Annotated in this window: 13 protein-coding genes; 2 read left to right on the forward strand and 11 right to left on the reverse strand. The window is 59.3% G+C overall.

Annotated features, from left to right (window positions below; genetic code table 11):
• Nucleotides 1-20: 20 nt before the first annotated feature.
• A complete protein-coding gene (locus AAEO60_RS10660; protein WP_341673697.1) occupies nt 21-836 on the reverse strand; it encodes a FadR/GntR family transcriptional regulator in 816 nt (271 codons plus the stop codon).
• A gap of 39 nt (nt 837-875) precedes the next feature.
• Here AAEO60_RS10660 and manD point away from each other — a divergent pair, with 39 nt between their 5' ends.
• Both manD and AAEO60_RS10670 read left to right on the forward strand, forming a co-directional pair.
• Nucleotides 876-2,084: a D-mannonate dehydratase ManD gene (manD, locus tag AAEO60_RS10665; RefSeq protein WP_341673698.1), complete on the forward strand. Its 1,209-nt coding sequence runs from the start codon at nt 876-878 to the stop codon at nt 2,082-2,084.
• A gap of 38 nt (nt 2,085-2,122) precedes the next feature.
• Nucleotides 2,123-3,001, forward strand: a complete 879-nt coding sequence (locus AAEO60_RS10670; protein ID WP_341674678.1) for a sugar kinase — start codon at nt 2,123-2,125, stop codon at nt 2,999-3,001.
• Between the two features lie 38 nt (nt 3,002-3,039).
• On the opposite strand, the gene AAEO60_RS10675 is transcribed toward AAEO60_RS10670, so the two are convergent.
• The 10 genes from AAEO60_RS10675 to AAEO60_RS10720 all read right to left on the reverse strand — a co-directional run bounded on the left by AAEO60_RS10675 (nt 3,040) and on the right by AAEO60_RS10720 (nt 18,733).
• On the reverse strand, nt 3,040-3,816 hold the full coding sequence (locus AAEO60_RS10675) for a sugar phosphate isomerase/epimerase family protein (RefSeq protein WP_341673699.1): 777 nt from the start codon (nt 3,814-3,816) through the stop codon (nt 3,040-3,042).
• A gap of 122 nt (nt 3,817-3,938) precedes the next feature.
• On the reverse strand, nt 3,939-6,668 hold the full coding sequence (locus AAEO60_RS10680; protein ID WP_341673700.1) for a glycoside hydrolase family 2 TIM barrel-domain containing protein: 2,730 nt from the start codon (nt 6,666-6,668) through the stop codon (nt 3,939-3,941).
• 9 nt (nt 6,669-6,677) lie between these two features.
• Complete coding sequence (locus tag AAEO60_RS10685; protein WP_341673701.1) at nt 6,678-6,848, reverse strand: hypothetical protein; 171 nt, start codon at nt 6,846-6,848, stop codon at nt 6,678-6,680.
• A gap of 251 nt (nt 6,849-7,099) precedes the next feature.
• Nucleotides 7,100-8,089, reverse strand: a complete 990-nt coding sequence (locus AAEO60_RS10690; protein WP_341673702.1) for a creatininase family protein — start codon at nt 8,087-8,089, stop codon at nt 7,100-7,102.
• Nucleotides 8,090-8,115: 26 nt separating this feature from the next.
• Complete coding sequence (locus AAEO60_RS10695) at nt 8,116-9,720, reverse strand: carboxylesterase/lipase family protein (protein WP_341673703.1); 1,605 nt, start codon at nt 9,718-9,720, stop codon at nt 8,116-8,118.
• A gap of 77 nt (nt 9,721-9,797) precedes the next feature.
• A complete protein-coding gene (locus AAEO60_RS10700; RefSeq protein WP_341673704.1) occupies nt 9,798-12,137 on the reverse strand; it encodes a TonB-dependent receptor in 2,340 nt (779 codons plus the stop codon).
• A gap of 374 nt (nt 12,138-12,511) precedes the next feature.
• Nucleotides 12,512-13,228 carry an IS6 family transposase gene (locus AAEO60_RS10705; RefSeq protein ID WP_341673705.1) on the reverse strand — a complete coding sequence of 239 codons (717 nt, stop codon included), beginning with the start codon at nt 13,226-13,228 and terminating at the stop codon, nt 12,512-12,514.
• A gap of 192 nt (nt 13,229-13,420) precedes the next feature.
• On the reverse strand, nt 13,421-15,676 hold the full coding sequence (locus tag AAEO60_RS10710; protein WP_341673706.1) for a TonB-dependent receptor: 2,256 nt from the start codon (nt 15,674-15,676) through the stop codon (nt 13,421-13,423).
• A gap of 547 nt (nt 15,677-16,223) precedes the next feature.
• Nucleotides 16,224-16,931 carry an IS6 family transposase gene (locus AAEO60_RS10715; RefSeq protein WP_341673707.1) on the reverse strand — a complete coding sequence of 236 codons (708 nt, stop codon included), beginning with the start codon at nt 16,929-16,931 and terminating at the stop codon, nt 16,224-16,226.
• Nucleotides 16,932-17,062: 131 nt separating this feature from the next.
• Nucleotides 17,063-18,733, reverse strand: a complete 1,671-nt coding sequence (locus tag AAEO60_RS10720) for a tannase/feruloyl esterase family alpha/beta hydrolase (protein WP_341673708.1) — start codon at nt 18,731-18,733, stop codon at nt 17,063-17,065.
• Between the last annotated feature and the right edge of the window lie 50 nt (nt 18,734-18,783).

The following is an 18,783-nucleotide window of genomic DNA, read 5'->3' on the forward strand; positions in this document are numbered from 1 at the left end:
CTAATTTCTCTCGGCCTGTATCAGGCTGTCAGCTGGGAATATCGTTCCCGCTTGGCCTGCATGCTGCGGCGGGCCTCGTCGACAGCGCGCTGCTCGGTCGCGAAAAGCAGGCTGTCGAGCACCTGCAACAGATGGGCACGCATGGCAGCGCGCGCTGCGGCGGGGTCCCTCTCCTGCAAGGCGTGCAGGATCGCGGTGTGCTCGTCCACCACCGGCTTGATGTTCGCGTGGCGCGCCTTTTCGTGAAGTAGCGCCGCCTCGCGTGAGGTGTTACGCAACTCCCACAAGCGCTCGACGGACTCTACAAGAGCACTGTTCTTCGTGGCCTTGGCAATAGCAAGGTGGAAGTCCGCGTCAGCTTCTTCCTTGCCGCCTGCGGTCTTGTTCTCCTGTTCGATCTTGCGAACAAGCGCCTCCAGCTCTGCCAGTTCGTCGTCGGTAATTTGCGAAGCTGCCAGCGCGGCCACTTCACTTTCGACGAGTAACCGTGCTTCGGTAAGCTCGATTGCGGAGACATCCCCGGCGGGAATCATCTTCTGGCCGGTGGCGGAATGGACATAAACACCCGAGCCAACGCGCACGTCGACAAGGCCCTGCACTTCGAGGGCGATAATGGCCTCGCGGATTACAGGGCGACTGACGTCGTACTTGACGGCCAGATCTCGCTCCGCGGGAAGGCGGGCACCAACGGCATAATTGCCTGATTGGATTTCCTGAAGCAGCTTTGAAGCCACTTCCTTGTAAAGGCGGGGAGTCGCCTGCACCTTGTTTTGCATATCCACCCCTTTTGGACTTACCGATTTTTGAAACTTGACAGACCAAAATGGTGTCGTCAAGGATTGCTTACTGACATTCGCGAACTTCCGGGGTCCTTAATGAAAATTCAAGCCGCAAAAGTCGTCATTACCTGCCCGGGCCGCAATTTCGTTACCTTGAAGATCGAAACGGACCAGGGCGTATACGGGATTGGCGACGCGACTATGAACGGGCGTGAGCTGGCGGTAGCCTCCTACCTGGAAGACCACGTAATTCCGTGCCTTATCGGGATGGACCCTCGCCGCATCGAGGATATTTGGCAGTACCTCTATCGCGGGGCCTACTGGCGTCGCGGCCCTGTCACCATGCGCGCCATCGCTGCGGTGGACATGGCCTTGTGGGACATCAAGGCGAAGATGGCCGGGATGCCGCTTTACCAGTTGCTTGGCGGACGCAGCCGGGACGGGGTGATGGTCTATGGTCATGCCAATGGAGCCGACATCGAAGAGACGGTAGATGCTGTCGGCAAGTATATCGACATGGGCTATAAGGCGATCCGCGCCCAGACCGGCGTTCCGGGCATCAAGGACGCATACGGTGTCGGGCGCGGGGTGCTGCATTACGAACCCGCCGATGCCCAGCTGCCCTCGGTTTCTGGCTGGGATACGCGCAAGGCCCTGAACCACACGCCAAAGCTGTTTGAAAAGCTGCGCGACACCTACGGTTTTGACCACCACCTGCTGCATGACGGGCACCACCGCTACACTCCGCAGGAAGCCGCCAACTTGGGCAAGATGCTCGAACCGTTCCAGCTGTTCTGGTTCGAGGACTGCACCCCGGCCGAAAACCAGGAGGCATTCAAGCTCGTGCGGCAGCACACCACCACGCCGCTGGCCGTTGGCGAAGTGTTCAACACCATCTGGGACTGCAAGGACCTGATCGAGAACCAATTGATCGATTATATCCGCACCACCGTGGTTGGCGCCGGCGGCATCACCCATCTTCGCCGCATCGCCGACCTTGCCAGTCTCTACCAGGTCCGCACCGGTTGCCACGGGGCGACCGACCTGTCGCCGGTCACAATGGGATGCGCGCTGCACTTCGATACCTGGGTTCCCAATTTCGGTATCCAGGAATACATGCGCCATTCCGAGGAGACGGACGAAGTCTTCCCGCATGATTACCACTTCGCCGACGGCCACCTCCATTGCGGGGAAACGCCGGGCCATGGCGTTGATATCGACGAGGCGCTCGCCGCCAAGTACCCTTACAAGCCAGCCTACCTGCCGGTCGCCCGGCTCGAAGATGGCAGCATGTGGAACTGGTGACCTTGCCCGCACCGCGGATCACCTTCGTCGGCGAAGGCATGGTCGAGCTGCGGCAGGCTGCAGCCGACGATTACCGGCTGGGGCATGGCGGTGACACTCTGAATACGGCGATCCATATGGCCCGTTCAGGCTGTGACGTGGCCTTTGCCTCCGCTCTGGGCAGTGACAGCTTCAGCGATCGCCTGCGCGCGACATGGGCTGCGGAAGGGCTGGATTGTTCGACCCTGCTCACCGATCCGAAACGCGCTGCAGGCCTCTATGCGATATCACTCGACGTCGCAGGTGAACGCAGTTTTGCCTACTGGCGCAGCGACAGCGCGGCGCGGCAGTTTTTCGCTCTTCCGGAAAGCGCGGAAGCGGTCGATCGCATAAGGCGGTCAGACCTGCTGGCGTTCTCGCTGATCTCGCTGGCGATCCTGCCCGATGCCGGGAAGGAGGCGCTGCTAACGCTTGCGGCGCAAGTCCGCCAAGCGGGTGGCCAGATTGCCTTCGACGCCAATTATCGGGCGATGTTGTGGGATGACCGGCGGACTGCCGCACAGTGGCGCGACCGCGCGATCGCCATTGCGACCACGGGCCTGCCCACCCTCGATGACGAGCAGGCTTTAGGTGGTTCAACAGATGCAGACCACGTGGCCGCGCACTGGCAGGCGCTTGGCTGCGGGGAAACGGTTGTCAAACTCGGCGAGGCAGGTTGTCGCCTGCCCGATGGCAGCCGGCTCGAACCGCCTGCGCGTCTGCGCCCCGTGGACACCAGCGGGGCCGGAGACGCCTTCAACGCCGGATATCTCGCGGCCCGCATTGCTGGAATGGAGCCGCGCGAGGCCGCGGAGCGTGGTCATGAACTGGCCTCATGGACCATCATGCGCCCAGGAGCCATCCCGTCGCGCGATAAGGAAGCGCCTTATCCGGATTGAACGAGTGAGAAGGCGGTTTGTCTGTCCTTGCCTTGCACTTATGCCAGCGTCGCGCGCAGGAATGTCGCGGCACCGGTGGCAGCGGCAAGAAGGCCGTCATCGGGATCATCCACCTCGATATAACCGATAGCATCCGTCAGCCGATGCAGCTGGGCGAGCAGTCCGGGATAATCCAGATCGCCAGCCCCCGGCGCGACGAACTGACGGCAGTTGCCGGTCACGCAGCTGCGATCGACATCCTTGAGGTGCAGCGCCAGAACCCGCGATCCCAGTTGGCCGACCAGCGCAAGTGGGTCCACACCGGCGATCGCAGCCCAGCCCATGTCGATCTCGAAATCGACCTCGCCCGGCGCGAACCGGTCAGCAATCAATTCTAGGGGGGTAAGGCCATCGAGCGCAACGTGATCCCATGCGTGATTGTGATAGACGAGGCGCAACCCTTCCTCGCGTGCGGCATGGGCCATGATCTCCAGCCGGTCCATCCAGCCCTCGAACGCAGAGCGGGTCGTCCGGCCCGGTATCTCGCCCGTGAAAAAGACGTCTGCCGCCGACTGCGCGACGATGCCTGCCCCGATAGAGGACGCGAGCTGCATCTGCCGTGGGTAATCGGCCGAATGAGAGAGCCTTACCGTGCCGACGGCAAGCCCCGCCTGCCGACACCACTCCGCAACCTGCACCGGATCGGCTGGCGGCTCGTGGCGCGGTGACTGCGCTCCGAGGGGGAAGCCAAAGTGGGTGTATCCGAGCGTCCGGACGCGCTGAAGCGTACCGCCGTAATCTACTGCCAGCTCGCGCGCCACGGTCAGGTGCGCCAACCCCAATGGACGCTGGCCTTCGCTGGCCGCCGTTGCCTGCCCAGCCCAGGTTCCAGCCCCTGCAGCGACGAGGCCGGCAATGACCTCGCGCCTGCTCGGAGGGGACCAAAACCGGGAGTGGTTCATCGCAACGGAGTAACCTCCACGGCGGACACCAGCGCCTCACCGGAGACCGGCGAAAACGCAAGATCGATCATGTTGCCTTCGACTTCGATATCGAAACTTTCCGTGATCGCGATAAGCGCGCCCCCTGCCCGCTGATGGATATCATAGGACGAAAGCACGGAATCGCCGTTGGCAGCCACATCGAATAGGCGCGCGCCGACAGGCTGATCCGGTTCGACAAAGGTAAGGGTTACGTGATAGCGCCCGTTCGCGGCAGGAATCCGGTAGCTGAAATCGCCCTGCCGGAAGCTGGAGACGATATCGCGCCGGTCGGTACCTGCAATCTCGGCAAACACTGCCTGCCGACCGCGTCCGCCGCGCTGATCGGTACTCCCGGCGGTCCCACCGACGAAGAAGTCGTCCGAACCGAACTGGACCTGCGCCGAAGCCGCGACCACGGCGCCGCTGTCGATGCGGAACGCGTCGCGCTGTTCTTCATCGAGTTGCCAGACGATGGCGTCTTCGACCGGGCCGGCCGCGAAGTTGCCGCGCGCAACAATGGCATTCTCGCCACCTGCCAGCGCGACATCCGACCAAACACAGACATTCTGGTCGCAGTCACTCAGTGTGGCCAGTTCCGAGCCGTTGACGACCAGGGTCGTTGAAGGAGCGTTCGAATTCACGCGCACATCGGTGACGGGATAGGCCCGATCGACGTAGCGCCGACCCTGCACATGAACCGTCGGCTGGTCAGACCAGATTGCCCGGTAGAAATAGAACGCGTCCTTGCGGATATCGCGATCATAGGTCACCAGCCCCTTGGTGTTGATGTCCTGCGCATCGCCCTCGGAGCGAACGGTCGTGCCGAAGTCGAAAGCGTTCCACAGCCAGATTCCCCACAAGTATTCGCGATCTGCGAGTTCTCGCCAGTTCTCTTCGTGGAACCACGTCAGGAACTCTTCCGGCTGGGTGCGTCCGGCCATGTCGATCGGGCCGCCTAGCGGATTGTCGGTGTGCATGTTCGGCGCAGCACCTGCGCCGTATTCGCTCACCGAAACCGGAATGTCGGGATGCTTCAGGCGAAGACCATCCAGATGCTCGCCAAGCTGGCCGGGTTCGCCGTAATACCAGCCGTAGTAGCGGTTGGCCCCGACAGCATCCACGGCTTCGGCGACGACGGGCACGTCAACCATGCCTCGGTCCTCGCAGCAATTGGCGAGCACCACTGCCCGATGGGGGTCGAGTTCGCGTGACAGGTCGGCAAGTTCGTTCAGTAGCGGCATCGGATCTGCGACGACCTCGGGAGGGCGACCGAGGAAATCGGGCCGTCCGGGTCCGAAGTCCACTTCATTGGCGATACCCCACACTGCAACGGAGGCGTGATTGTAGTTCTGGTGGACGAGATCGAGCAGCTGCTGGCGAGCGTTTTCAACGATGCCCTGCGGCGCTTCGACCTGGTCGCGGGCATTCGTCCAGGCAGTGACCAACCCGATCTCGCTCCAGAGCACGATGCCGTAGCGGTCGGCCAGTTCGTGCACCGGGCTGCCATGCTGGTAGTGCGACAACCGCAGCGAATTGGCACCCATGTCAAGCATGATGCGCAGCGATTCATTCACCTCCTCGCGCGAAACGGCCCAGTCGGAAGCTTCGGTGTCCTGATGGAAACCGGCGCCGACCAGCCGGTAAGGGGTTCCGTTAAGCAGGAAGCCGCGCTCCGGATCGAGCTCCATCTCACGGATGCCGAAGGCCTGGTCGATAGTGTCGACGACAGTGCCGTCTGCGGCATGCAATTCGTAGCGCAGCGTGTGGAGGTAGGGATCGGCCAGCCCCGCCCACAGGCGCGGGGAGGACACGTGCATCGATCCTTCCAACTCGCTCGTCGTGCCCGGCGCGATGACCGCCTGATCCCGCCACGAGCCGACCACCTCGCCCTGATCGTCCAGCAAACTGGCGACGATAGTGACAGGAGCATCCGAGGCGCCCGAATTGGTGATGCGCCCGCTAAGGCTGATCTCGGCGTTGCCGCCCTCGAGGCTGGTCGTGGCGGCATAGACGCCCGGACCACCGTGATCGAGCATGTCGAAATGGACGGGCTCGGTTACCACAAGGCTGACAGGACGATAGATGCCACCGCGCACGAAGAAGTCGCCCGTCATCGGAAGGACATCCGCCGTGCTGTTGCCTTCGGCCGGCTGGGTATTGTCGACCTTGACGTAAAGCTGGTTGGCCTGGCCCGGCGCTACAAGGCCGGTCGCATCCAGCCGGAAGCGGCCGAACGGGTTGCGATTAGCACCAAGATACTGGCCGTTCAGCCATACTTCGGCAGTCCGGCTTACGGCGTCGAATTCGAGGTAAAGGCGCTGTCCACCATCGAGCTGCGGCGCGTCAAAGCTGGTGTAATAGTACCCTACACCCTGTGTCTTATCGATGTTCTCGGGCGTGTTGATATGGGTTTCGGGGTCGGAGAGATAGTAGCCCACGCGGTTCCAGGAGTGGGGAACCGCGACGGTTTGCCATTCGTCCGCCTGCGGGGAATCCAGCTCGCCGTCTTCGCCGTAGGGGCCGACGAGATTGAACTGCCAGCCGTCCGACAGCTCGATCCGCTGGCGCTGCGGAGCTTCCTGACTCTGATCGTCAGATATTGAAGGCACAGTCGGCGCATTCTCGCGCGATGCAGCCACCGTAGAAATCGCCAATCCAATTAAGGAAACCCCGATGAGAGCGTTGCGCGCATTCTTGTAGACCATGTAGCTATCCTATCTAAACGAATTGTTGTCACCAAAGCGACGCGTGACACCGGTGACGGGATCTTTGGGGCTGGAATCCTCCACCGATATGTTGAAGTCCAGTTTGGCCCCGTCAATGCCGACCTCGGACAGCTCGACGATTTCCCGTCGCCTTGCCATCGTGACGTATATTTCGAGCACTGCCTCCTCCTGATCGACCGCACGTCACAGGCAGTGCATCTCACCTTTGGTCCGCTGAAGGCAGGAATGGCACCTTTCAAGTCTGGAGCGGAAACTAAGGCTTCCGACGAAAGAGGTGAGAGATGACGAAATCCTCGACCACGTCACCTCTCACCCAGATCCTGCCGAAAGGCCTTCCGTGTAGCGTGCAAAAAGAACGCCCAGAGTATTTGGTCGGGAGAGAACCCTCGGGGCGTCTTTGAGCGCCGAAGCTAGCGGTCGAACCGAGGCAGGAGATCTCCGTATCGCTCTTCGAGAACGCGGGTATATTCGTCGCGCCTGCGCAGCTCCTCGAGCATCCCGTTCACATCGAACGAATCAACCAGCGAACGGATATATTCGGCGCCCTCGGTACCCCACTCCTCGCGCTCTTCTTCAGTCACAGGCCGCACGAACCCCCCGTGCAGCACCGGGTCGGAATAGAAACTTCCTGCTGGCGTGCCGTTGAAGGGTGGGACGTATCGCGAAAGATTGCTCGGATCCCGTTCGATCGGGTGCTCAGGCTGACTCAGTCCGACGGGCATGTCCTCCAGACGCCCGACCAACTCGTACGCGCCGTAGGTGACGAGATTGCGCGCGTTAGGAGGTCCATCACCAAAACGTGGAGGGCCTTCGCCCGGAATATGCTCGCGCACCATTCCAGTATCCATCCAGAGGACCGGCACATGGTACTCGTCGAACGTCTCGCGCACGAGCGGAAGCATCGTGTTCCCGGACGGACCGTGCGAAGTCAGGAAAATGATCCGCCGAAAGCCCTGTCGTATCAAGGACCGGGTAATGGCCTTGAGATAGGGCAGGCTCTCCGAGGTCGAGACATAAACTGTAGCGGGGCTGGTAGTGGTGCCGCCCGGATAGAAATAGGTAAGGTGAGGCAGCACCAAACCGTCCGCTCTTTCCGCTAGCTCCTGAGCATAAGCGAGGGGAATAACGTATTCGACGTCGACTGGCGCTCCCCCGTTCTGCTCCACCGGGCCAACCGGAACGAAGATGACATCGTTACGCTCCAGATATTCGCTCACTTCCCAACCTGTGAGAGCGGTCATGATGCGAGTCCGCATCTCCGGCACCGCTTCGCTGCTCGATTGGTCGGCAGTAGCAGTCTGATCCTGGGCATTGGCAGGGGTGATGCCAGCACTCGATACTGTCACCAGCGATAAGACGGCAACAGACAGAAGTAGACGTAAACTAGCAGGTTTCTTCACGGATTTTTCTCCTTCCAGGGGCATTCTTATTCGACAATCAGCGGGCAGATATCACCGCGCAGGGCAACCGCGCTTTGCGCGTCACCGGGCAGGTCGGCAGTCAGTCGAAGGTATTCCTTGTCGGCATTGGTGAACCGCGGCCAATCGGGCAATCCAGGACCATTGGGATCGCCCTGTTTCGCGAAGTTTGTCCAATAGCCCATCATCAAGTCCGAAAGCCGCCGATCGTCTTCATCGTAATCGGCTGCAGAAAAGCCAGTAGAGGAAAGGTTACCGAAGACGTACGGCACCTCGAATGAATGGCCTGCCCCCTGCGCTTCTCGCCCGGGCACAAAATGCTCGAACTGGTATTGCCAGATTGGCAGGCCGGCTCGCGCACCCGCTCCTGCCAGGGCCACAGACCCGCAGCGAAAACTGACATCGGTAGCAAACTGCTGTGCTACGGTCCCCAGCACCGGATCGACGGGCGGGGGTGTCCCGTCCAGGCCATAGGCCCGCCTTGCCCGGGCGACATTCGGTCCGAATGCCCGTTCGAGGGCTTCGTCCAGTCCTTCACCTCCGGGAACCGCAAGACCTTCCCTGGAGTTGCTCCCAATCAGGAGCTCAATCGTTCCGAGCGGCACCTGCAACCCATCTGCAGGCGCCGAGGCGGAGATCACGTAGTCATCTACGGCGGGGGCGAAGCGGATGCCACGGTCTTTCGCGGCAGTCGCTCGCTCGATCACATCGTCAGCATCAAGTGCCCGCATCTCCGCGATGGACATCTCTCCGGCGAAAGCCAAGCCCTGCTCTTCGGCTTGCGAAGTGGGAATGGCAGAAAGTCCCGAGACAGAAGCCCCACTCTGAATAATGGCCCGGTTGAAAAGGCCAATCGATTGCGGCGAGGAAATCAACGCCCTCACGCTGGCACCGCCTGCGCTCTGACCGAAGATGGTCACGTTATCGGGGTCACCACCAAAGGCAGCGATATTGCCCTGGACCCATCTGAGAGCCGCCAGTTGGTCCTCCAGCCCGTAGTTCCCTGAGGAACCATGCGCGGACTCTGCAGTGAGCTCGGGATGCGCGAGGAAGCCGAAGACGCCCAGGCGGTAATTGATCGTAACCACGATCACGCCCTTTGCGGCAAGCCCGGCTCCATCATAGGTCGGACTGGTACCCATGCCGTTTTCGAACGCGCCGCCATGGATCCAGACCATGACCGGCAGCCTTTCGGCAGCCGAATTTTCAGGTGTCCAGACGTTCAGGTAAAGGCAGTCTTCGCGACTGATCGATGAAATTTGCGTGCGACCTCGAAGGGGAGCCTGGGCGCAAGGTGCGCCGAATTCGGAAGCGTCACGAACGCCCGACCAGGGGTTCGGCTCTGCTGGCGAACGCCAGCGCATTTGCCCCACCGGGGAGGCGGCGTAAGGTAAACCCCGATATACCGTTCCGGTATCGGTAGGCACGCCTGTTACCAAACCAGACTGGGTCTGGATTCGATCCTGGCCTCCAACACCCTCTTCTTGAGGAACGGTTGCGCACCCGACAGAGAGGAGCACGGCAAATCCTGCTGCGGCTGGCGCAAACGAAACGGCACGCCGGAAGGCAGCTCGCCATGAGCGCAAGATCATCTGTCTCTCCACTGTGAACATAGCCGGCGCTATTGCGCCTGACTTGGCGGTCTCAGCGGGGAGGAATGAGGAGCCTCCTCCCCGCTGAAGGCCAGGAATCAATACCGAACGCTCAACCGCGCGCCGAAGGATCGGCCTTGGTCACGGAAGATATTGTTCGTCTCCACTGTTGTGGGGTGGAAGGCCGGAGCACCGCCCGTAGAGTTGTAGGACTTGTCGAGAACGTTGTTCACAAACACCGTCAACGTCAAATCGCTGTCGCGGAAGCTCGCACCGAATGCAGCATCGAGAATGCTACGCGCTTCGGTGGTCGCATCCGGGTCCCCCAGGAAGTCGTTCAGGATGCTCGACCGGTACGACCAGTCCGCCTGGATAAACGGATCAAACGGAACCGAAGGCGTGTCAAAATCATAGCGAGCGAAGATGTTATAGCTCCACTCGGGAACGCCATTCAGCCGCGTCCCAGCCAGATCCTGGATTGGATCGCTGCCGCCCGGACCATCCGGATCGATGCAACCCTGGGCTTCGGTCTGGCCATTATAACACGGCGCGTCGGGGTACTCGGTTATGGTCGCGTCGATATATGCGAGGAAACCGTTGAGCTGGAGCCCGTCGACTGGATTTGTCCGTAGCTCGAGCTCGACACCCTTGGTCCGCAATGAACCGACGTTGGTCAGACGGAATTCCGGCGGATCGTTTGGATCGGGAGGAACGACAACCGCTTGTCGCTGGAACTCGTCATAGTCCGTATAGAATCCCGTTAGGGCAATTACGGCGCGACCATCGAGGATTACGCCACGGTATCCAAGTTCGTAAGAGTCCACTGTCTCTGGCGCCGCGGGATTTGCCGCTCTTGATGGAGAGAAGCCGCTAGTAATGTCATATGCCCCTCCCTTGTATCCGGTCGAAAACGAGGCATAGACGGACATGTCAGGATTGAGCTCCTGACGAACGGCCAGCTTGTAAGTGACGACGTCGTCAGAGGATTCGCCTGTGCAAAGTTGCCGACAGCTTTGGTTGTTTGGCGGCGGATTATTGGACGGTAGAAGATTTAGGAATTCAACGCTGATGCGTTCATTGTTGTAGCGAATTCCCGCAGTGATCTCTGTCCGACTGGGCAGCATGTATGATGCGTTTGCGAAGATCGCTGTTGTTGTGGTGCCTGCCGTAGAATCCCAATCACTCGGAAAGCAGCAATTGACGCTTCGTGTAAACTGCCTGTCTGTTTCGCCATCGGCATAATAGGCTCCGACGAGCCATTGGAGCGGACCGTCACCGTTGGATACCATCCGGAGCTCTTGCGAGAAGAGCTGCGCCTTGTACGGCCCTCCCTGGGTGATACCATCCGGGGTAAAGAAAACCGGCGCAGTAGTGCCGTCGAAGTCGTTGAAGGTCTCGTTCCGCCAGTCCTGCCAGCCGGTGATGCTTACGATGGAAGCGAATCCGAGATCGTACTCACCCCTCAGACTGATCACATCTGTGTTGCTCGCACGCGTTGAATCGTAGTTCGCGTTGACCTCCCGGTTGTCCGGACCAGGCTGAACACCACCGAGGAAGTCATTTGCTATGACGCCGATCGGAAGCCCCGTGTTCGGCGGCAGCACACGATAGGTAGGCGGAGCAACAGTCTCGTCGGTTTCGGCGTGACTGTAATTTATGTCCAGGGTGAGGTTATCCGTAGGCTCCAGACGAAGTTTCGTGCGGAAGCCGTAACCTTGGAGGCCTCCCAGCATCGTGCCGGTAGCGCGGTTGCGGACGAAGCCACTGTTGTCATTGTAATAGCCAGCGACGCGAATCCCCACACCTTCGGTCAGATAACCGCCCGCGCCGAGCTGGATGTTAAGCCGACCGTCATCGACATACTGCCCATTGAAGTTGGCCTGAAATTGATCCGTCGGCCCGCGAGAGACAATATTGATGACACCGGCAGACGCCCCCTTCCCGAACAGAGTGCCCTGAGGGCCTCGAAGGACCTCTACCCGCTCGACGTCGCTCAAGGCGTCCAGCGCCTGCCCGGACTGAAGAGTGGCCAGATCGTCAATGACAGGCAAAACTGCCGATTCAGCGCTCGTGCTGAAGACAGACGTGCCAATACCGCGAATGGAAATGTTGCCGTTAGCCCCCGTGCCCGTGATTCTGAGGCTTGGCGATATCTCCTGGAGGTCGGTAAAATCGGTGATGTCTCTTGCCGTGAGCTCTTCGCCGCTGACTGCCGTGATGGCCGTCGTGATCTCGTCGATAGCTTGCTCACGCTTCTGAGCCGTCACCACGATGACGTTTCTACCGACCGCGGACTCTTCTTGCTCCGCTTCGCCAGTACCCGATTCGACTTCGCTCTGGGCATACGCCGGCGCTGCCGCCATCCAGAAACCAATGACTGCTGCTGCGGAAATCCGCGACACCCCAGTCAGGAACACACTTTCTTTCCCCACCCTCATCAACATCCTCCGTTAAGATAGGTCCTTTTTTATTGGTTAGGTCATTTCACACCTTTGGCCTTACCTCAAGAGAAAGTTTATGTGTTCCAGAGCTGGCTTAAGTTGTCCTGCGAGAGGGCAAAATCAGATCTTTAGTGCGCTAAAACAATGCCTTGATGCCCGGAGAGATATTGCATTGGTGTGACCGTGTTGCCAAATGGCCATACCAATTTGACAAGATATGTGGACTGTCTTGACCAGAGACCAATGCAAATTCACCGGAGTGCGTCGGCAAATGGGATGGGCATCGCTCGTGTTTCAAGAGCTGCACCAACAAGAGCTGCACTAATTGGCCTTACATTAGCGTGTGTCCCTATCCCCTACCCAGCTTGAACTCAGGCCATGAGGTTCTGCCACTCGACCAGTGCGGCCGAGCGGTTCGCTTTGTAAGTCTTGCGGTCGGTAAGGTGGCGGTCATGGTTGAAGTGGTTGTGGACGTTGGCGTGAATAGAGGCGAACTTTTGTAAGCTCTCCATCTGCCGGAACCGGAGCATGGCCCGTTCCCGCCTTCGGAATGGCAGGTGGCTGTTCTCCACCCGGTTGTTGGCCCAGCGCCCCACCTCCTGCTTTTCCTGATTACCCAGTTCAGCCATTGCCGCCTTGTATGACCGCAGGCCGTCGGTGGTAATCTCCGCTGGCGAGCCATGCCGCTTCAGCTCCTTCTTCATGAATTTGAGCGCAGCCTTCTTGTCACGGGTCTTCGTGACGTAGCTCTCTAGGATCTCGCCTTCTAGGCCGACCGCGCGCCAGAGGTAATGCATCTCGCCGTTGATCTTCACGCACACCTCGTCGAGGTGCCACTTCCACTGGCGGAAGCCTCTCATACGGATGACCCGCTGGCGCCTGGCATCAGCAGCGAACATCGGGCCGAACCTGTTCCACCAATGCCGCACCGTCTCGTGGCAGATGTCGATGCCGCGCTCGGACAGCAGGTCTTCCACGTTCCGCAGGCTCAGTGGGAACCGGACATACATCAACACCACGAGACGGATGATCTTGGGTGATGAGTTGAAATAGCGGAACGGGCTGGCCGGCTTTCTGGGCCTGGGCATCGCCCTGCCCTAGCTAATCAAGACAATTCCACTAGCTGGTGCATTTACTCTGACAGAGCCTGCCGACCATGTAGCCATCCTATCCGCACAGTTCTTACGCAAAAACGGGCCCGATCATGCTTTTCACATGACCAGGCCCGCAAGTGATGGCCCCTTCGCGCCTTGAAGCCGGACGCTAGGCGCAGGGAGTCCCTAGAAGCCAACCCGAAGGCGCGCACCGAAGTAGCGATCGTAATTGCGCGGCAACTGTTGGGTGAGAACGAAGGGATCGTTTCGCGGATTGGTGTCGTCGATAATCCGCGATGCATATTCCTGGTCGAACAGGTTGTTTACGAAGATTGAAAGCGCCCAGGCTTCGTCCGCATCCCGGATCCCCACAGCGAGGTTTGCGATGCCATAGGCATCCTGGACCGTGCGCGGGTTCTGGGACAGCGAGAAGTTCACCTCACTCTGCCAAGTGTAATTGCCCCGCGTAAAGAAGGTGAGGCCCTGACTTACCGGTTGAGCGAAATCGAAGCCAAGATTGAACTTGAAGTCAGGTGAGTTCCCGAGCTCTTCGCCAGCCAGATCCTGTACGGGCTGATTGAGCACAGGATCGAAGACGCACCCCTGTGCCTCGGTTTGGCCGAAATAGCACTGTGCATCCGGGAATTCGCGGATCGTGGCATCGACGTAGGCGGCCGAGCCGAAAAGCGTAAGGTTGTCGGTGGGAGTGTAATAGAGCTCAAATTCCACGCCGCGCGTCCGCAGTTTGCCGACGTTGGTCAGCTCAAACTGGGGAGCGAGGAGCTGCGCGTTGATGCCCTGGGCCTGGAAGTTATCGTAATCCGTCCAGAAGCCAACCAACTGGAATTGCGCGTCGCCGCCAAGCGCACGCCCGGAAAGACCAACCTCGTAATTGATGCTGTCTTCGGAAGCGATCGGATTGTCTGCACGACGTTGATCAAAGCCCGAGGAAACATCGAAAGCCTGCCCCTTGTAGCCAGTCGCAACGGAGGCAAAGGCCATTAATCCGTCACCGAAGAAGTGTTGCAACGACACCTTCCCGGTGAAAGCAGTTTCGGAATCACTGCCGAAATACTGCAGCGGAGTTGCAGGCCGGTTGTCCTGGAAGAAGACGCCGATCTCTTCGTGGTTGAGACGGGCGCCAACCGTGAGGAGCGTGTCAGGCGTAATGTCGTACCCAAGCTGGGCGAAGGCTGCGTAGCTTGTGGTATCAGCCGAGGAATCCCAGTTCTGCTTGAGCGGCGGAATGGGCGAGGTGCGGATGAATGAGCGGTCCGTCGTGCCATCCGAGAAATACACTCCGAGGATGTAGTCGAAAACCCCGTCGGTAGGCGACGTAAGGCGCAGCTCCTGCGAGAATTGCTCGGCATTGTAGGTCGTGTCGTGACGGATCACGGCGTCAGCCGAGCCATCCTGGTCGTTGATCGAATCGTAGCGCCAGTCCTGGTAGCTGGTGATCGACGAGAGCGTTGCGAAGCCGAGGTCTATATCCGCCTTGAAAGAGCCGATGAACTGGTTGCTATCGCCAAAACGGTCGACGTTATTTCGCACCACGTTGTTCCCGGGTCCGGGTACAATACCGGTCAGGTCGTAGTCCTGGTTGATCGGGTTGCCAGCAGGGTCACTCTGGTCGACGCGCAGGTAGGTATCGGGCAGCAAGCTGTCGGTGGCTTCGCCATAGTCTGCGGTCAGGGTGAATGTAACGGCGCCAAATTCTTGCTGGACCTTGCCGCGCACGCCCCATGTCTCCTCACCGCCAAGCGTCGAACCGGTTGTCAGGTTATCGATATAACCGTCGTAGTCTGACCAGTAGCCGCTAAGCCGGAACCCGCCAGCATCGTTGAGCGGACCAGAGATCGCACCCTGGGCGCGAAACTGCTCATCATCAGTGATCGAGAACTCGCCATAGCCAGTAAAGTAGTCAGTCGGATCCTGGGTCACGATGTTCACGACGCCAGCCGAGGCATTCTTGCCGAAGAGCGTTCCCTGAGGACCGCGCAGAATTTCCACGCGCTGGGGATCGGTGATACTGGAGAAGGCCTGCCCGGCCTGGAGGAGGGCCACATCGTCGACAACAACGAGCACTGATGATTCCACAGCGGTGGAGAAAGCAACCGTGCCCACACCGCGAAGCGCGATGGAATGGCCAGCCTGGCTGCCACCAGCCGTGATGGTCAGGGATGGGGATACACTGGTGAGATCCTCGAACTCGTTGACCTGCGCGGCCTCGAGCACGTTTTCACCGATTGCGCTCACCGCGACCGGCACCTCGAGGACGTTCTGCTCGCGCTTCTGGGCCGTCACCAGGATGACGTTGTCGTCGCTTTCTGCGGCCTGCTCCTGCGCCTGCACAGGAGCCGCCACGAGGGCCATACCGAGCACACCCGACATTGCGACCAACGACCCGCCCGACGTCATCGCCGTACGTGTTTTCAGAAACATCAACACCACTCCCTTTACCTTTTGGCATTCTGGCATTCCGGCAGTGAAATCGCATAGAATTGGCCTTACCACAAGAGTAAATTGGACTGAATATACTAATGTGCATCAGTATGCTGTTTTTACGGTAGTTTATTTTTTTCTCGCCAGCTTTATCCGGATAACGATTCTGGATGCAGTGAGAATCTAAGCCTCGTGATGCCTGTGTGGACAGTCCAATGCCTGACGGTCGGTCAGGCTTTTGTTTCTTGACTCGCGGGAAGCGGTAAGCCGCAATTGCCCGCCGCCAGCCAGGCGACCGTCAATCGCCTTGCTGCGCAGCCATCACCTGCCGGAAGAAGTCCAGCCGCTCGCTATTGGGCCAAGGCCTGACAGTTCCCTCACTCGAGAGCTGGACAAGCTGCGGGTGATCGAGCGCGAATTGCGGCCAGTCGAGTTCCGCGTTTGCCGGTGAGGGAACGGGCTGGCTGGTTGTCTCTTGCGCGGGTGCTGTCAGTCTAACGCTAACTCGTCTCCACTTGGCAGGATCTGCCCCAACCCAGCTCTCGGTTCACGCCACAAGATTTTGCCACTCAGCCAAGGCGGCTGAGCGAGCAGCTTTGAAAGTCTGACGATCTACGAGATGGCGATCCTGGTTGAAATGATTGTGGACGTTGGCGTGAACGGAAGCGAATTTCTGCAAGCTCTTCATCTGTCGAAATCTGAGCATCACACGCTCCCTTCGTCGGAACGGAAGGCGTGAATTCTCGGCTCGATTGTTGAGCCATCTGCCCATTTCGCGGCGATCCTCGTTCCCAAGTTCGCGCATGGCTGCTGGGTAGGATTTCAGTCCGTCCGTTACGACCTTCTCGGCTTTGCCGTGCCGCTTCAGGGTCTTCTTGAAGAACCGCAAAGCCGCAGATTTATCCCGTTTCTTCGTGACGTAGCTTTCCAGGATCTCGCCTTCATGATCGACTGCACGCCAAAGGTAATGCGTCTCGCCGTTGATCTTCACGAACACTTCATCGACGTGCCAGCGCCAATGACGGAAACCACGCATCCGGCTCACTCGTTGTCTGCGGATGTCAGCAGCGAATAGCGGCCCAAAGCGGTTCCACCATAGCCGAACTGTTTCATGACAAATGTCGACGCCCCGCTCGAACAGCAGGTCTTCGACGTTCCGCAAGCTAAGTGGAAAGCGAACGTACATCATCACGACCAGCCGAATGACCTCAGGTGATGAGTTAAAGTAGCGAAACGGGTTGTAGACCTTGCTCATCCAAGCCGGCTAGCACCGCCCTGCCCGCTCAGCCAGTTTGCTTTGACAGTGCCATCAGGTGTGTTTGCTTTGACAGAACTACCCTGAAATCAACTGCACTTTTAACTCTGCTATCCAATTTGACAGCAGTGTCAGTTGGGATGAAACTCCATTGGATCCGGGCGGTCACGGCATTCAAAGCTGGCTGCGGTCTCGGTATGCCCATCGCCAATATAATGTGCATAGGCGGGATAGCGGCAAGTCAGCATCTCGCGACCCCGGGTCAGATTTACTGGGTCAATATCGACCGCAACAAGAGCATCAGGCGGTGCAACGCCATCCTCGACCCAGGATTCCAGCAATGCCAGTGTGTTCATCTGGGTAATGCCAGTGGCGTTATGCCCGCCTCCCGGCCCGACGTAGTAACGCAGCACGTCTCCGGCCATCTCTTCACCAATCGCATTCACGACTGACCTATACCACTCAGACACCATAGGCGTACCCACGGCATTATCCGCAGAGGGTTGGTAAACGATCAGTCGAGCGCCGCTGTTCGCCAGTCCGGACAGATCCGGATCGGTGGCATCGAACAATTGAGAGAGGTATTGGATACGTTCCTCATACAACTCAGGGTTGAAGTGGCGCGGTTCGAACTCGGGATCTTGTGCGATTGCATGCCGAACCCAAAAATTTGCAAAGCCGAGGATTGCACCAACGCCTGGTTCGAAACCGGAGCCGGCGGGAAGCCGCTCGGCGGGCGGCTGGGCCCCTACAGTATAGAAGTTCCACTGATATCGATCACCGTCTTCATCACCGGTTGTACCATAGCCAGCGTTGCGGATGACATTGTTCGCCATCGGGACATTCATGGACCACGGTTGGCGAATCGCGTTGACCGATTGTATCTGGGCATCGGACAGGCATCCCTCTCCGGTGGCTCCGTCTTCGCAGCGCAAATCAGCAACCGTGTTGGGGCACTCTAGGTAACGGGCGATCACCCCATCCTCCAACCCATCCAATGCATCACACGCTGTGCGCGTATTTTCCGCGACCAAGGCGATATCGGCAACCGACAAAGGCCCTTCGATCAGACGGTCCCGAATAATGCCATCGGCGATATGGATATAGTTCCAGTTCAACACCGGCGAAGTGGCGATGAAGCCGTCATAATCTTGCGGATATCGCTGCGCGACCCACAGGGTTTCGCGCGCGCCGGCTGATTCACCGGTGAAGTAGAGCCGGTCAGGCTGTCGACCATACGCTCCCCCGATAATCGTGAGGGCCACATCGCGGGTCTTCTTAAGCGCGTCTCCGGCCCAATTGCGCATGGCTTCGTCATTGTAGGCGAACTGCAGGTCACCGCTCTGGTGTCCACCATCAGATCCAAAAACGGCATAGCCCAGCGTTATAGGGTAGGGCTCATCTAGCGGGATGGGGTCCATCCGGCCTTGCCCTTTGTTGCCGGGAGCAGAGATCAAAACCCCGCCAAGTCCGCCACCGCCCGATTGCAGCGCCCTGCCATTCCAGACGACTGGGAGGTTTACGGCGAAATTGATCATCGGCGCTTCAGGATCGACGGGCGCGATCTCTCCGGTGACTAAACAGCGATGAGGTCGTGGCAGCTGCACCTCCCCGTCAGGATCATTTTCAGCGCCACCATCGTCAGCGGCGAGCATTTGTGCGCGGCCAACTGCCGCACCACCGGTAGGCAGGCCGATCTCCTCGGCTGAAACAACAATCGTCGAAAGCGCCTCGCAAGACGGCGTATCCAGTGTGTGATCCTGCGCATTGGCAACGTTTGGCAATGCAGAAATCAAGGCCAACGGAGCTAGTCTAAAAATTGGGTGCAGTTCGCAAGTCATATCGTTATCGC

Origin of the sequence: Aurantiacibacter gilvus (assembly GCF_038289935.1) — a bacterium.
Lineage (GTDB): Bacteria > Pseudomonadota > Alphaproteobacteria > Sphingomonadales > Sphingomonadaceae > Alteraurantiacibacter > Alteraurantiacibacter gilvus.

Excerpts from the sequence above, each read along its gene's own strand:
- AAEO60_RS10680 (WP_341673700.1), bottom strand. The coding sequence starts at position 6,668 with ATGGTCTACAAGAATGCGCGCAACGCTCTCATCGGGGTTTCCTTAATT.
- AAEO60_RS10700 (WP_341673704.1), bottom strand. The coding sequence starts at position 12,137 with ATGAGGGTGGGGAAAGAAAGTGTGTTCCTGACTGGGGTGTCGCGGATT.
- manD (WP_341673698.1), top strand. The coding sequence starts at position 876 with ATGAAAATTCAAGCCGCAAAAGTCGTCATTACCTGCCCGGGCCGCAAT.
- AAEO60_RS10705 (WP_341673705.1), bottom strand. The coding sequence starts at position 13,228 with ATGCCCAGGCCCAGAAAGCCGGCCAGCCCGTTCCGCTATTTCAACTCA.
- AAEO60_RS10715 (WP_341673707.1), bottom strand. The coding sequence starts at position 16,931 with ATGAGCAAGGTCTACAACCCGTTTCGCTACTTTAACTCATCACCTGAG.
- AAEO60_RS10710 (WP_341673706.1), bottom strand. The coding sequence starts at position 15,676 with ATGTTTCTGAAAACACGTACGGCGATGACGTCGGGCGGGTCGTTGGTC.
- AAEO60_RS10695 (WP_341673703.1), bottom strand. The coding sequence starts at position 9,720 with ATGTTCACAGTGGAGAGACAGATGATCTTGCGCTCATGGCGAGCTGCC.
- AAEO60_RS10670 (WP_341674678.1), top strand. The coding sequence starts at position 2,123 with ATGGTCGAGCTGCGGCAGGCTGCAGCCGACGATTACCGGCTGGGGCAT.